This window comes from Streptomyces violaceorubidus (assembly GCF_000717995.1).
GTDB lineage: Bacteria > Actinomycetota > Actinomycetes > Streptomycetales > Streptomycetaceae > Streptomyces > Streptomyces violaceorubidus.
On sequence record NZ_JODM01000017.1, the window covers coordinates 33,122 to 46,959 of the forward strand.

A 13,838-nucleotide genomic window follows, 5' to 3' on the forward strand; every position below is an offset into this window, starting at 1 on the left:
GACGCACCGTCAGCCGCCGAACACCCCCGGGCCCCACCCCCGTAGGCGCCCCGTCCCACCCTTAAAGAGTGACCCCCGGCGCGTATGCCACCCTCCCCGCGACCCCCCGGAGGGCGTCGGCTAGGGTTTGGTCCGCATAAACATCAAACCCCTGCCCGACGCAGGGCGGCGACCGACCAGCGAGAAGGCAGGCCGCAGCCAACCGCGCGGGCGAGACTCTCGGGAAGGCGCTACGTGAGTCCCAACGGCTCCGACCGCTCGCCGCGGCGCCCGATGCGGCGGAAGCTGCTGCAGGCACTGACCGCGGGCCTGGTCCTGGCGACCGCCACCGGTTGCACATACGAGGACTTCCCCCGCCTCGGCATGCCCACCCCAACCACGGAAGAGGCTCCGCGGATCCTCTCCCTGTGGCAGGGCTCCTGGGCTGCCGCGCTGGCCACCGGCGTGCTGGTGTGGGGCCTGATCCTGTGGAGTGTCTTCTTCCACCGGCGCAGCCGCACCAAGGTCGAGGTCCCTCCGCAGACCAGGTACAACCTGCCCATCGAGGCGCTGTACACCATGGTTCCGCTCGTCATCGTCTCGGTGCTGTTCTACTTCACCGCGCGTGACGAGTCGGACCTCTTGAGCCTCAAGAAGAAGCCCGACGTCACGGTCAACGTGGTCGGCTTCCAGTGGAGCTGGTGCTTCAACCACATCGAGGACGTCCCGGGCTCCACCGGCGACGCCAAGACCTCCAAGGAACTGGCCGGCATCCCGGACCGGTTCGTCGAGGACTTCCCGGCGAACGCCGGCGGTGTCTACGACTGCGGTACCCCCGGTACGCGGAACCCGCAGACCAACAACCCGGGCCCGACCCTCTGGCTCCCCAAGGGCAAGACGGTCCGCTTCGTCCTGACCTCGCGTGACGTCATCCACTCCTTCTGGGTGGTGCCGTTCCTCATGAAGCAGGACGTGATTCCGGGCCACACCAACGCCTTCGAGGTGACCCCCAACAAGGAGGGGACCTTCCTGGGCAAGTGCGCCGAGCTGTGCGGCGTGGACCACTCCCGGATGCTGTTCAACGTCAAGGTCGTCTCCCCGGAGCGCTACGAGCAGCACCTCCAGGACCTCGCGAAGAAGGGGCAGACCGGTTACGTTCCCGCGGGCATCGCTCAGACGAGCCACGAGAAGAACCGGGAGACGAACAACCTGTGAGCATCCTCAACGAACCCCAGGGTGCCTCGGCAGCGGAGGACTCGTACGAGAACGAGCTGCCGGTACGGCGCAAGCAGCCCGGCAACGTCGTGATCAAGTGGCTCACGACCACTGACCACAAGACGATCGGCACGATGTACCTGGTGACGTCGTTCGCGTTCTTCGTGATCGGCGGCGTGATGGCGCTCTTCATGCGCGCCGAGCTCGCCCGGCCCGGTCTGCAGATCATGTCGAACGAGCAGTTCAACCAGGCGTTCACGATGCACGGCACGATCATGCTGCTGATGTTCGCGACGCCGCTGTTCGCGGGCTTCGCGAACTGGATCATGCCGTTGCAGATCGGCGCGCCCGACGTGGCGTTCCCCCGGCTGAACATGTTCGCCTACTGGCTGTACCTGTTCGGCTCGAGCATCGCGGTGGGCGGGTTCCTGACCCCGCAGGGCGCGGCCGACTTCGGCTGGTTCGCCTACTCGCCGCTGTCCGACGCGGTGCACTCGCCCGGTATCGGCGGCGACCTGTGGATCATGGGTCTGGCCTTCTCCGGCTTCGGCACCATCCTCGGCTCGGTCAACTTCATCACCACGATCATCTGCATGCGCGCGCCCGGCATGACCATGTTCCGCATGCCGATCTTCACCTGGAACGTGCTGCTGACCGGTGTGCTGGTCCTGCTGGCCTTCCCGGTGCTGGCCGCGGCCCTGTTCGCGCTGGAGGCCGACCGCAAGTTCGGTGCCCACATCTTCGACTCGTCCAACGGCGGGGCGTTGCTGTGGCAGCACCTGTTCTGGTTCTTCGGGCATCCAGAGGTGTACATCATCGCGCTGCCGTTCTTCGGCATCGTGAGTGAGATCATCCCGGTCTTCTCCCGCAAGCCGATCTTCGGCTACATGGGTCTGATCGGCGCGACGATCGCGATCGCGGGTCTGTCGGTGACGGTGTGGGCCCACCACATGTACGTCACGGGCGGCGTCCTGCTGCCGTTCTTCTCCTTCATGACCTTCCTGATCGCGGTCCCGACCGGTGTGAAGTTCTTCAACTGGATCGGCACCATGTGGAAGGGCTCGCTGTCCTTCGAGACACCGATGCTCTGGTCCACCGGCTTCCTGATCACCTTCCTCTTCGGTGGTCTGACCGGTGTCATCCTGGCCTCGCCGCCGCTGGACTTCCACGTGTCCGACTCGTACTTCGTGGTGGCGCACTTCCACTACGTGGTGTTCGGCACCGTGGTGTTCGCGATGTTCGCCGGCTTCCACTTCTGGTGGCCGAAGTTCACCGGCAAGATGCTGGACGAGCGCCTGGGCAAGATCACCTTCTGGACGCTGTTCGTCGGCTTCCACGGCACGTTCCTGGTCCAGCACTGGCTCGGCGCCGAGGGCATGCCGCGTCGCTACGCCGACTACCTGGCCGCGGACGGCTTCACCGCCCTGAACACGATCTCGACGATCAGCTCGTTCCTGCTGGGCATGTCGATACTGCCGTTCTTCTACAACATCTGGAAGACCGCCAAGTACGGCAAGAAGATCGAGGTGGACGACCCGTGGGGCTACGGCCGTTCGCTGGAGTGGGCGACCTCCTGCCCGCCGCCGCGGCACAACTTCCTCACGCTGCCGCGCATCCGCAGTGAATCCCCCGCCTTCGACCTGCACCACCCCGAGATCTCCGCGATCGACCAGTTGGAGAACGTCGGCCACGGTGAGAAGGCCCTCGCCGGCGGCAAGGAGGCCGGGAAGTGAAGATCCAGGGCAAGATGTTCATCTGGTTGAGCGTCTTCATCCTCGTCGTGGCGGTCGTCTACGGCTACTGGTCCAAGGAGCCGGCCGGTACCACGGCCCTGTTCCTGGCCTTCGGCCTGGCCATCATGATCGGCTTCTACCTCGCCTTCACGGCGCGGAGGGTCGACGCCGGGGCGCAGGACAACATGGAGGCGGACGTCGCGGACGACGCCGGCGAGGTCGGGTTCTTCAGCCCGCACAGCTGGCAGCCGCTGTCCCTCGCCGTCGGTGGCGCCCTCGCCTTCCTGGGCATCGCCGTCGGCTGGTGGGTCATGTACTTCTCGGCACCGATCCTCATGGTCGGCCTGTTCGGCTGGGTCTTCGAGTACTACCGCGGTGAGAACCGCACCCAGTAGCACGCGTCGAGCGCCAAGGGGCCCGGACACTCCGTCAGGAGCGTCCGGGCCCCTTCGTCTGCCGTACCGTCCCTCACCCTTCCGGCTTACCCGCCGTGCCGCCCTTGACGTCTCTCCCTAGCGTGAGGCCATGAGCATCACGGTTCACTTCCAGGCGCGGGGGCGTACGGTCGTCGGCTGCACCCTGCTGGTGATCGCCCTCGGCGCGAGCGGCACCGCCTGCCTCGGCGACGACGACAACCCGCTGTCCGCCACGCCCTACGACGCGGCCGGCCAGATCTCCTTCAACGGCCCCACGGACGCCGGGAAGAAGGCCGACCCGGACAAACCCCTGGAGGTGGTCGCCGAGGGCGCCGACGGGCGCATCACGGACGTCACGGCCACGGACGCGACCGGACGCCACGTCGCGGGCGAGCTGTCCGCCGACGGCGCCCGCTGGCACAGCACCTCGCCGCTGGCGGCCAACGCCAGCTACACCGTGCGCGTCAGCACCGAGGACGGGGACGGGGCGCCCGGCCGCAAGGTGCTCACCTTCGAGACCGGCAAGCCCGGCGCGAAGAAGACCCTGGACGTCACCTTCGGGCCCAAGGCGGGCGCGTACGGCGTCGGTCAGCCCATCACGGCGGAACTGAGCCAGCCGGTCCGGGACCCGGCGCAGCGGGCCATAGTGGAGCGCGGCCTGAAGGTCGAGTCCACCCCCGCGGCGCAGGGCGCCTGGTACTGGGTGGACGACAAGAAGCTCCACTACCGGCCCCAGGAGTACTGGCCCGCGCACGCCACCGTCAAGGTCCGCAGCACCCTGGACGGCATCAAGATCGGCGACCGGATGTGGGGCGGCAGAACCAAGCCCCTGAAGATCACCACGGACGACCGCGTCGTGGCCGTCACCGACGCCGCCGCGCACACCCTGACCGTCTACCAGGACGGCGAGGCGATCCGGGAGATCCCGGTCACCACCGGCAAGCCCGGCTTCGAGACCCGCAACGGCGTCAAGGTCGTCCTCGGCAAGGAATCCTTCGTACGCATGCGCAGCACCACCGTCGGCATCGCCGAGGGCTCCTCGGAGGCGTACGACCTGCCGGTCCACTGGGCCACCCGGGTGACCTGGAGCGGCGAGTACGTGCACGCCGCCCCCTGGTCCGTCGGCTCCCAGGGCATCGCCAACGTCAGCCACGGCTGCGTCGGCATGAGCACCGACAACGCGGAGTGGTTCTTCAACGCGGTCCAGGAGGGCGACCTCGTCGAGGTCGTCAACTCGGACGGCGAGACGATGGAAGCCTTCGGCAACGGCTTCGGCGACTGGAACATGGACTGGGCGAAATGGCGCACGGGCAGCGCCCTGACGGGCGGCACGGGCAACGCGTCCGGCACGGCGGAACAGGCGAGGCTGAGGCCGGAGAGCGTCTAGAGGCGCCTGGAGCAGCGAACCTCAGTCAGGGGGGGCGGGGAACTGGGCGACGAGCCACGGGGGCGCCGCACTCGCCACAAGGACCCGCACCCCCGAGCTGGAAGGCGCCCCTAGACGCCCTGCAGCCTCTTCTCCCGCAGCAAAGCGGCCAGCGCCCCCGCGAACTCCACCGGCTCCACCGGCAGCGTCACAGCCGCCTCCGCGCGGCTCCACGTGGCCAGCCAGGCGTCCTGCGGCCGTGCGATGAGGAGCAGCACCGGCGGGCACTGGAAGACCTCGTCCTTGATCTGGCGACACATGCCCATGCCGCCCATGGGCACCGCCTCGCCGTCCAGCACGCAGACGTCGATCCCGCCCTTGTCCAGCTCCTTGAGCACCGCGGCCGGGGTGGCGCACTCCACGAACTCGACCACGGGCACGTCCGGAGCCGGCCGGCGGCCGGTCGCGAGCCGCACCTGTTCGCGGGTGTTGGAGTCGTCGCTGTAGACCAGCACCGTGGCGGTCGCCTGCATGCTTCCTCCGATACGCGGTGAGACCGGTGAAGGCTGTCGTAGCCCGTTGGGGCGGATGCTACTCCCTCGAACGTCCCGTCAGCACTGGTTCGGACAGGGCTTCGACGGGCCGTTCGATGGGCCATCCGGGCCGTACAAGCAGGGGGAACACACCGAACGGCACCCCCCGGGGTGAGGGCGGGATAAGCGACCGACATAATGTCGGTCGTGGCGACAGCAACGACAGTAGAAACCGGGCACGCGCACCCGTCGGTCAACCGGCCGAACCTCACCAGCGTCGGAACCATCATCTGGTTGAGTTCCGAGCTGATGTTCTTCGCGGCCCTCTTCGCGATGTACTTCACCCTGCGATCGGTGACGGGCCCGGACTTCTGGTCCGAGAAGGCCCACGCGCTGAACGTCCCGTTCTCCGCGACGAACACCACGATCCTGGTGCTCTCCTCCCTCACCTGCCAGCTCGGCGTGTTCGCGGCCGAGCGCGGTGACGTGAAGAAGCTCCGGATGTGGTTCATCGTCACCTTCGTGATGGGTGCGATCTTCATCGGCGGTCAGGTGTTCGAGTACACCGAACTGGTCAAGAAGGACGGGATCTCCCTGTCCTCCGACCCGTACGGCTCGGCGTTCTACCTGACCACCGGCTTCCACGGACTGCACGTGACGGGCGGACTGATCGCCTTCCTGCTGGTCCTCGGCCGCACCTACGCGGCCAGGAGGTTCACCCACGAGCAGGCGACCGCCGCCATCGTCGTGTCCTACTACTGGCACTTCGTCGATGTGGTCTGGATCGGCCTGTTCGCCACGATCTACCTGATCAAGTAGTCGCGGCACGCACCCGCGCAATACCAGAAGCATCGACGCAGAAGATCCTGACACCGGGGTAATCCGTGAAAAAGCTCTCCGCACGACGACGCCATCCGCTGGCGGCCCTCGTCGTCCTACTCCTCGCGCTGGCATGCACAGGGGGGCTGTACGCCGCGTTCGCACCCGCGAGCAAGGCGCAGGCCGATGAATCCGCCCAGTCCCTTGCCATCGACGAGGGCAAGAAGCTCTACGCCGTCGGCTGTGCCAGTTGCCACGGCACCGGAGGGCAGGGCACCAGCGACGGTCCGAGCCTGGTCGGCGTAGGCGCCGCGGCCGTCGACTTCCAGGTGGGCACCGGCCGCATGCCCGCCCAGCAGCCCGGCGCGCAGGTCCCGAAGAAGAAGGTCATCTACTCCCAGGCGGAGATCGACCAGCTCGCGGCCTACATCGCGTCGCTGGGCGCCGGTCCGGCCATCCCCTCGGAGGAGAAGTACGGCCCCGAGGGCGCGGACATCGCCAAGGGCGGTGAACTGTTCCGCACCAACTGCGCGCAGTGCCACAACTTCACCGGCAAGGGTGGCGCCCTGACGCACGGCAAGTTCGCGCCGAGCCTCGAGGGTGTCGACCCGAAGCACATCTACGAGGCCATGCAGACCGGCCCGCAGAACATGCCCTCCTTCCCCGACACCACGCTGTCGGAGCAGAACAAGAAGGACATCATCGCCTACCTGGACGCGGTCAACGGTGACGACACCGAGAGCCCCGGTGGTCTCAGCCTCGGCGGACTCGGCCCGGTCAGTGAGGGTCTGTTCGCCTGGGTGTTCGGACTGGGCGCCCTGATCGCCGTCGCCGTCTGGGTCGCCGCTCGGACCGCAAAGGCCAAGAAGTCATGAGTAGCCAAGACATTCCAGAAGAGAACCTGCCGGCAGCGCAGGACCGCCCGCACGGCGCGGCCGCCCGGCCCGCGGACGAGACCAACCCGTTCGCCGACCCGGGGCTGCCGCCCCACGAGCCGCGGGTCCAGGACGTCGACGAGCGGGCCGCCAAGCGGTCCGAGCGCACGGTCGCCCTGCTGTTCACGCTGTCGATGCTGGCCACCATCGGCTTCATCGCCTCGTTCGTGGCGATCGACGTCGACAAGTCGGTCTACATCTTCCCGCTCGGTCACATCAGTGCGCTGAACTTCGCGCTCGGCATGACGCTCGGCGTCGCGCTGTTCGCCATCGGCGCCGGCGCGGTCCACTGGGCCCGCACCCTGATGTCCGACGAGGAGGTCGCCGACGAGCGTCACCCGATCGAGGCGTCCCCCGAGGTCCGTGCCAAGGTCCACGCGGACTTCAAGCAGGGTGCCAAGGAGTCCGTGATCGGGCGCCGCAAGCTGATCCGCAACACGATGCTGGGCGCGCTCACCCTGGTGCCGCTCTCCGGCGTCGTGCTGCTGCGCGACCTCGGCCCGCTGCCCGGGACCAAGCTCCGCCACACCCTGTGGTCCAAGGGCAAGCTCCTCGTCAACATGAACACCAACGAGCCGCTGCGTCCCTCCGACGTCGCGGTGGGCTCGCTCACCTTCGCCATGCCCGAGGGCCTGGAGGAGCACGACGAGGACTTCCAGAACGAGATCGCCAAGGCGGCCCTGATGATCATCCGGCTGGAGCCGGACTCCATCAAGGACAAGCGCGAGCTCGAGTGGTCGCACGAGGGCATCGTGGCGTACTCGAAGATCTGCACCCACGTCGGTTGCCCGATCTCCCTGTACGAGCAGCAGACGCACCACGCGCTCTGCCCCTGCCACCAGTCCACCTTCGACCTTGCCGACGGCGCCCGGGTCATCTTCGGTCCCGCCGGTCACGCCCTGCCGCAGCTGCGCATCGGCGTGAACGACGAGGGTTACCTCGAAGCGCTCGGCGACTTCGAAGAGCCCGTCGGTCCTGCTTTCTGGGAGCGCGGATGAGTACTGCAGCCAACGAAGCGCCCCGCTCACGCGGGAAGGCACCGGCCGGCGAGCGCGTCGCCGACTGGGCCGACGGCCGGCTGGGGATCTACTCCCTGGCCAAGGCCAACATGCGCAAGATCTTCCCCGACCACTGGTCGTTCATGCTGGGTGAGGTCTGCCTCTACAGCTTCATCATCATCATCCTCACGGGTGTGTACCTGACGCTGTTCTTCCACCCGTCGATGGCCGAGGTCGAGTACCACGGCTCGTACGTGCCCTTGCAGGGCCAGATGATGAGTGAGGCGTACGCCTCCACTCTGGACATCAGCTTCGACGTCCGCGGCGGTCTGCTGATCCGGCAGATCCACCACTGGGCCGCGCTGGTGTTCCTGGCCGGCATGTTCGTGCACATGATGCGCGTCTTCTTCACCGGCGCGTTCCGCAAGCCGCGCGAGATCAACTGGCTGTTCGGCTTCCTGCTGCTCGTCCTCGGCATGTTCACCGGCTTCACCGGTTACTCGCTCCCGGACGACCTGCTCTCGGGCACCGGCATCCGCTTCATGGAGGGCGCGATCCTGTCCGTGCCGATCGTCGGCACGTACATCTCGTTCTTCCTCTTCGGCGGGGAGTTCCCCGGACACGACTTCGTGTCCCGGTTCTACTCGGTCCACATCCTGCTGCTGCCGGGCATCATGCTCGGCCTGCTGGTGGGCCACCTGATCCTGGTCTTCTACCACAAGCACACGCAGTTCGCGGGTCCCGGCAAGACGAACAAGAACGTCGTCGGCATGCCGCTGCTGCCGGTGTACACGGCGAAGGCCGGAGGCTTCTTCTTCCTGGTCTTCGGTGTGATCTCGGTGGTGTCGGCCATCGCCACGATCAACCCGATCTGGGCCATCGGCCCCTACCGGCCGGACCAGGTCTCCACCGGCGCCCAGCCGGACTGGTACATGGGCTTCTCCGAGGGCCTGATCCGTGTGATGCCGGGCTGGGAGATCAACGCCTGGGGCCACACACTCGTCCTGGGCGTGCTCATCCCGCTGATCATCTTCCCGCTGGTCCTGGCGGCGATCGCGGTCTACCCGTTCATCGAGTCCTGGGTCACCGGCGACAAGCGCGAGCACCACATCCTGGACCGCCCGCGCAACGCCCCGACCCGTACGGCCTTCGGTGTAGCCTGGCTGACCGTCTACTTCGTGCTGCTGATCGGTGGCGGCAACGACCTGTGGGCCACGCACTTCCACCTGTCGATCAACGCGATCACCTGGTTCGTCCGCGTCGCGTTCTTCGTCGGACCGGTCGTCGCCTTCATCGCCACCAAGCGGATCTGCCTCGGCCTCCAGCGCCGGGACAAGGACAAGGTGCTGCACGGACGCGAGTCCGGCATCATCAAGCGCCTGCCGCACGGTGAGTTCATCGAGGTGCACGAGCCGCTCAGCCAGGAGCAGCTGCACACGCTCACGGCGCACGAGCAGTACAAGCCGGCCGAGATCGGCCCGACGGTCGACGAGAACGGCGTCGAGCGCAAGGTGAGCGGCACGCAGAAGCTCCGTGCCAAGCTCAGCGAGTCGTACTACGGCGAGGAGTCGCAGATTCCGAAGCCGACCGTCGAGGAGTACAAGGAGATCACGAGCGGCCACGGCCACCACTGACCCTCCAGCGTCGCCACACCACGGTCGAAGGGCCCCGTTCCGGTCTGCGGACGGGGCCCTTCGCCGTGCCCGGGGCTGGATAGGGTGGGAGCACGATCCCCGTCGACGACACAGACACGATTCAGGAGCGGCTATGAGCGCTGTGACCCCCGCTGGAGGCGACACCACGGCGGACCGCTCCTGGCCCGTCCTGCTGAACGGCCTGCTGGACGGCCGCGACCTGAGCGCCGACGACACCGCCTGGGCGCTGGACGTGATCATGCGCGGCGAGGCGACCGACGCGCAGATCGCCGCCTTCGCGGTGGGCCTGCGGTTCAAGGGCGAGACGGTCGAGGAGATCTCCGGACTCGTCCGCACCATGTACGAGCACGCCAACGTGATCGAGGTGCCGGGGGCGACCGTCGACATCGTCGGCACCGGCGGCGACGGCGCCAAGACGGTCAACATCTCCACCATGTCGGCGATCGTGGTGGCCGGCACGGGGGCGAAGGTCGTCAAGCACGGCAACCGGGCCGCCTCCTCGGCGTCCGGGGCCTCGGACGTGCTGGAGAAGCTCGGGGTCAATCTGGAGCTGACGCCGAAGCGGGTGGCGGAGGTCGCCGAGGAGGCCGGCATCACCTTCTGCTTCGCCGTGAAGTTCCACCCGGCGCTGCGCCACGTGGCGGCGGCGCGCGGTCAGCTCGGCATCCGCACGGTGTTCAACTTCCTGGGCCCGCTGACCAACCCCGCCCGGGTCAGGGCCCAGGCGATCGGGGTCGCCCACGCCCGGATGGCGCCGATCATCGCCGGTGTCTTCGCCGAGCGCGGCCACTCGTCGCTGGTCTTCCGGGGCGACGACGGCCTCGACGAGCTGACCACCACCTCCACGTCCCGGGTCTGGACCGTGCGCGACGGCCGGGTGACCGAGGAGACCTTCGACCCGCGCGAGGTCGGCATCGAACTGGTGCCGGTCGAGGCGCTGCGCGGCGCCGACGCCTCCTACAACGCCGACGTCGCCCGCCGCCTGCTGGCCGGCGAGACGGGTCCGGTACGGGACGCCGTCCTGCTGAACTCGGCGGCGGCCCTGGTGGCCCTGGACCCCGGTGAGGGGCCGCTGGCGGCGCAGTTGCGGGCCGGGATGGACCGGGCGGCCGAGGCGATCGACTCCGGGGCGGCCCGACGGGTGCTGGAGCGTTGGGTGGCCGTCAGCAACGCCTGAGCGGCACTGCGGCCGCGTGTGACGTGCGTCCCGCGATCCGGACTCGGGTTGCGGGGCGCCGATCTCTTCCCCTAGGTTTTTCCACAGGTCATGAGTGACAGTCATGAGGCCCCGGCCGACTGTCCGGCAACCCTCCGTCCGTGGCGGGGTGCCCCGGGTGAAGACCAGGTCGTGGACAGCAAGGTCCACGGCAAGCGCGGACCCCTCGCGAAACCAGGGGTCCTGGGTCGTCCGAGGGAGTCTCCCGTGAACCAGCGAATGCGATAGGGCCTGTCCCCTCGGACGGGCCCGACCCCTCCCAGCGGTGCTTCATGCCCCCGCGGCCCCGGTCCGGGCCGAGGAACAGGCCCCTGGCCGCAGAGCCCCGCTTCCGCATACCCCCTTCTTCTCTTTCACAGCGCCCCGCCGCGCGCTGGTCCTCACGGGAGTCCGCCATGTCCGTACCCACCGCTGTCGCCACCCCGCTGCCCGTCCTCGGCCGGGACGTCACCGTGCCGCTCGTCACCGGCGGGGAGGTCACCTACGCCGCCCTCGACTACGCCGCCAGCGCACCCGCCCTCCAGCGGGTCTGGGACGACGTGGCCGCCTACGCCCCCTACTACGGCAGCGTCCACCGGGGCGCCGGGTACCTCTCGCAGCTGTCGACCGACCTGTTCGAGAACGCCCGCGGGACGGTCGCCGAGTTCCTCGGCTGCCGGGACGAGGACCAGGTGGTCTTCACCCGGTCCACCACCGACTCCCTGAACCTGCTCGCCGCCGCGCTGCCCGCCGGCTGCCGGGTCTTCGTCTTCGAGACCGAGCACCACGCCTCGCTGCTGCCCTGGCGGGACGCGCACGTGACCTACCTCGACGCCCCGCGCACCCCCGCGCAGGCCGTCGAGACCCTGGAGCGCGCCCTGGCCGCCCGCGAGCCGTACGGGCCCGCCCTGGTCTGCGTCACCGGCGCCTCCAACGTCACCGGCGAGCTGTGGCCGGTGCGGGAGCTGGCCGCCGCCGCCCACGCGCACGGCGCCCGCATCGTGCTGGACGCCGCCCAGCTCGCCCCGCACCACCCGGTGAGCGTGCGCGACCTGGACGTCGACTGGGTCGCCTTCTCCGGGCACAAGCTGTACGCGCCCTTCGGCTCCGGCGTGCTGGCCGGGCGGGCCGACTGGCTGCGCGAGGCCGAGCCGTACCTGGCCGGCGGCGGCGCCAGCCGCAGCGTCTCCCGGCGCGCGGACGGCGGTGTGGACGTGGCGTGGCACGACAGCGCCGCCCGGCACGAGGCCGGGTCGCCCAACGTCATCGGCGCGTACGCGATCGCCTCCGCCTGCAAGGCCCTCACCGAGGCCGGGTTCGACACCCTGGTCGCCCGCGAGGAGTACCTGATCGGCAAGGTGCGCGAGGGCCTCGCCGAGGTGCCCGAGGTGCGGGTCCTCTCCCTCTTCGGGGACGACGCGCCGCGGGTCGGGGTGCTCTCGTTCGTCGTCGAGGGCTGGAACAGCTCGCACTTCGCCGCCGCGCTCTCCGCCGAGTACGGCATCGGCGTGCGCGACGGCCTGTTCTGCGCCCACCCGCTGGTGCGCACCCTGCTCGGCAGCGACCCGCAGACGCAGGGCGAGTGCGGGGCGCCCGAGGCGGCGCCCGGCGAGAAGTCCCTCAACGCCATCCGCGTCAGCTTCGGCGCGGGCACCCCCGACGAGCACGTCGAGCGGTTCGTGGGCGCCGTCAAGGAGCTGGTGAGCGAGGGCGCCCGCTGGAACTACCGCACCGAGGACGGCCGCTGCGTGCCCGACACCACCTCCACCTCCACCGCCTCCGCCTCCACGGCCGGTACCGGCGCCTGAGCCGCCCGGCCCGGCAGCCGCGACCCCAGCACCACCATCCGCAGCGCCCGCTCCGTGGCGTCCGTGAGGAGCTCGGAGGCGCGCAGCAGCGCGTCCGCGAGGGCCATCGGCGCCGGGACGATGCCGTGGCAGGCGTCCACCCCCGGCACCTCGTGCGCGCCCTCGCCGAGGGTGCCGGCCAGGGCGAGGACGGGCCGGCCGGAGAGCTTGGCGCGGCGGGCCACCTCGGCCGGGACCTTGCCGCGCGGCGTCTGGTGGTCCAGGGCGCCCTCGGCGGTGAGCACCAGGTCGGCGCGGGCGAGGCGGGCGTCCAGGTCGACATGGTCCAGGAGCACGTCGAAGCGGGGCAGCAGCCGGGCTCCGACGGCGGCGAGCCCCGCGCCGAGACCGCCGGAGGCGCCGGTCCCCGGGCCCGTACGCAGGTCGGTGCCGACGACACCGAGGTCGCGGGTGAGGACGCGCGCCCAGTTCTCCAGTCCGGCGGACAACTCCTCGACCTGCGCGGGCGTCGCACCCTTCTGCGGTCCGAACACCCGGGCCACGCCCTGCACTCCGCACAGCACGTTGTACGGGTTGCAGGCGACCAGCAGTTCGGTGTCCTTCAGCCGGACGTCCAGACCGGACGGGTCGATGCGGACGAGGCGGTTCAGCTCCCGTCCGCCGGGCGCCAGTTCGAAGCCGTCCGCGTCCAGCAGCCGGGCCCCGAGCGCCTGGAGCGCGCCTGCGCCCCCGTCGGAGGTGCCCGAGTCGCCGCAGCCCACCAGGACCCGCCGCACCCCGGTGCCGAGCGCGGCGCGGAGCAGCTCGCCGACCCCGTACGTGGTCGTGGCGCCGGGGTCGCGCAGGGCGCGGGGGACCAGGGACAGGCCCGCGACGGCCGCCATCTCCACCACCGCCGTGTCCCGGGAGCCGAGCAGCGCGAAGTGGGTGCCGACCCGGTCGCCGACCGGACCAGTGGCGGCCAGCGCGACCAGGCGCCCGCCGGTCGCCGTCGCCAGCGCCACCGCGGTGCCCTCGCCGCCGTCGACCAGGGGGATCCGGTCGATCTCGGCGTCCGGCAGCACCCGGCGGACGCCCGCCGCGATGGCGTCGGCGGCGGCCTGGGCGGACAGGGATTCCTTGAAGCCGCTGGGGGCGACGACGACACGGTTCAGCACAGGGGGAGGAGAGGACATGGCGGGCTCCT

Annotated in this window: 12 protein-coding genes and 1 riboswitch; of the genes, 10 read left to right on the top strand and 2 right to left on the bottom strand. The window is 69.5% G+C overall.

Translation table 11 applies throughout. From position 1 onward, the window contains the following. Positions 1 to 234: 234 nt before the first annotated feature. The 4 genes from ctaC (at position 235) to IE94_RS0120420 (ending at position 4,730) form a co-directional block, all read left to right on the top strand. Positions 235 to 1,194: an aa3-type cytochrome oxidase subunit II gene (gene ctaC / locus IE94_RS0120405; RefSeq protein ID WP_030186363.1), complete on the top strand. Its 960-nt coding sequence runs from the start codon at positions 235 to 237 to the stop codon at positions 1,192 to 1,194. Continuing rightward, on the top strand, positions 1,191 to 2,927 hold the full coding sequence (ctaD, locus tag IE94_RS0120410; protein WP_030186368.1) for an aa3-type cytochrome oxidase subunit I: 1,737 nt from the start codon (positions 1,191 to 1,193) through the stop codon (positions 2,925 to 2,927). Before ctaC ends, ctaD begins: the two co-directional genes overlap by 4 nt. After that, positions 2,924 to 3,322, top strand: coding sequence for a cytochrome c oxidase subunit 4 (locus IE94_RS0120415; RefSeq protein ID WP_030186369.1), 399 nt, complete (start codon positions 2,924 to 2,926; stop codon positions 3,320 to 3,322). The genes ctaD and IE94_RS0120415 overlap by 4 nt, the downstream gene beginning before the upstream one ends. A gap of 130 nt (positions 3,323 to 3,452) precedes the next feature. Then, positions 3,453 to 4,730, top strand: a complete 1,278-nt coding sequence (locus tag IE94_RS0120420; RefSeq protein ID WP_030186371.1) for a L,D-transpeptidase — start codon at positions 3,453 to 3,455, stop codon at positions 4,728 to 4,730. 110 nt (positions 4,731 to 4,840) lie between these two features. Here IE94_RS0120420 and IE94_RS0120425 read toward each other — a convergent pair whose 3' ends face one another. After that, complete coding sequence (locus tag IE94_RS0120425; RefSeq protein WP_030186374.1) at positions 4,841 to 5,242, bottom strand: response regulator; 402 nt, start codon at positions 5,240 to 5,242, stop codon at positions 4,841 to 4,843. A 198-nt stretch (positions 5,243 to 5,440) separates the two neighbouring features. On the opposite strand from IE94_RS0120425, the gene ctaE reads away from it, so the two are divergent. From ctaE to IE94_RS0120455, 6 genes are all read left to right on the top strand, one after another. Continuing rightward, a complete protein-coding gene (ctaE, locus tag IE94_RS0120430; protein ID WP_030186375.1) occupies positions 5,441 to 6,061 on the top strand; it encodes an aa3-type cytochrome oxidase subunit III in 621 nt (206 codons plus the stop codon). 65 nt (positions 6,062 to 6,126) lie between these two features. Beyond that, complete coding sequence (qcrC, locus tag IE94_RS0120435; RefSeq protein WP_030186380.1) at positions 6,127 to 6,936, top strand: cytochrome bc1 complex diheme cytochrome c subunit; 810 nt, start codon at positions 6,127 to 6,129, stop codon at positions 6,934 to 6,936. After that, complete coding sequence (gene qcrA, locus IE94_RS0120440; RefSeq protein WP_030186381.1) at positions 6,933 to 7,994, top strand: cytochrome bc1 complex Rieske iron-sulfur subunit; 1,062 nt, start codon at positions 6,933 to 6,935, stop codon at positions 7,992 to 7,994. Before qcrC ends, qcrA begins: the two co-directional genes overlap by 4 nt. Next, positions 7,991 to 9,628: a cytochrome bc1 complex cytochrome b subunit gene (gene qcrB, locus IE94_RS0120445; RefSeq protein WP_030186389.1), complete on the top strand. Its 1,638-nt coding sequence runs from the start codon at positions 7,991 to 7,993 to the stop codon at positions 9,626 to 9,628. Before qcrA ends, qcrB begins: the two co-directional genes overlap by 4 nt. A 133-nt stretch (positions 9,629 to 9,761) precedes the next feature. Next, positions 9,762 to 10,826 carry an anthranilate phosphoribosyltransferase gene (trpD, locus tag IE94_RS0120450; protein WP_030186391.1) on the top strand — a complete coding sequence of 355 codons (1,065 nt, stop codon included), beginning with the start codon at positions 9,762 to 9,764 and terminating at the stop codon, positions 10,824 to 10,826. Positions 10,827 to 10,912: 86 nt separating this feature from the next. After that, positions 10,913 to 11,029, top strand: a riboswitch (SAM riboswitch). A gap of 231 nt (positions 11,030 to 11,260) precedes the next feature. After that, positions 11,261 to 12,652, top strand: coding sequence for an aminotransferase class V-fold PLP-dependent enzyme (locus tag IE94_RS0120455; RefSeq protein WP_030186393.1), 1,392 nt, complete (start codon positions 11,261 to 11,263; stop codon positions 12,650 to 12,652). Here IE94_RS0120455 and IE94_RS0120460 read toward each other — a convergent pair. Beyond that, positions 12,568 to 13,827: a glycerate kinase gene (locus IE94_RS0120460; protein ID WP_106977929.1), complete on the bottom strand. Its 1,260-nt coding sequence runs from the start codon at positions 13,825 to 13,827 to the stop codon at positions 12,568 to 12,570. The genes IE94_RS0120455 and IE94_RS0120460 overlap by 85 nt on opposite strands. Positions 13,828 to 13,838 lie beyond the last annotated feature (11 nt).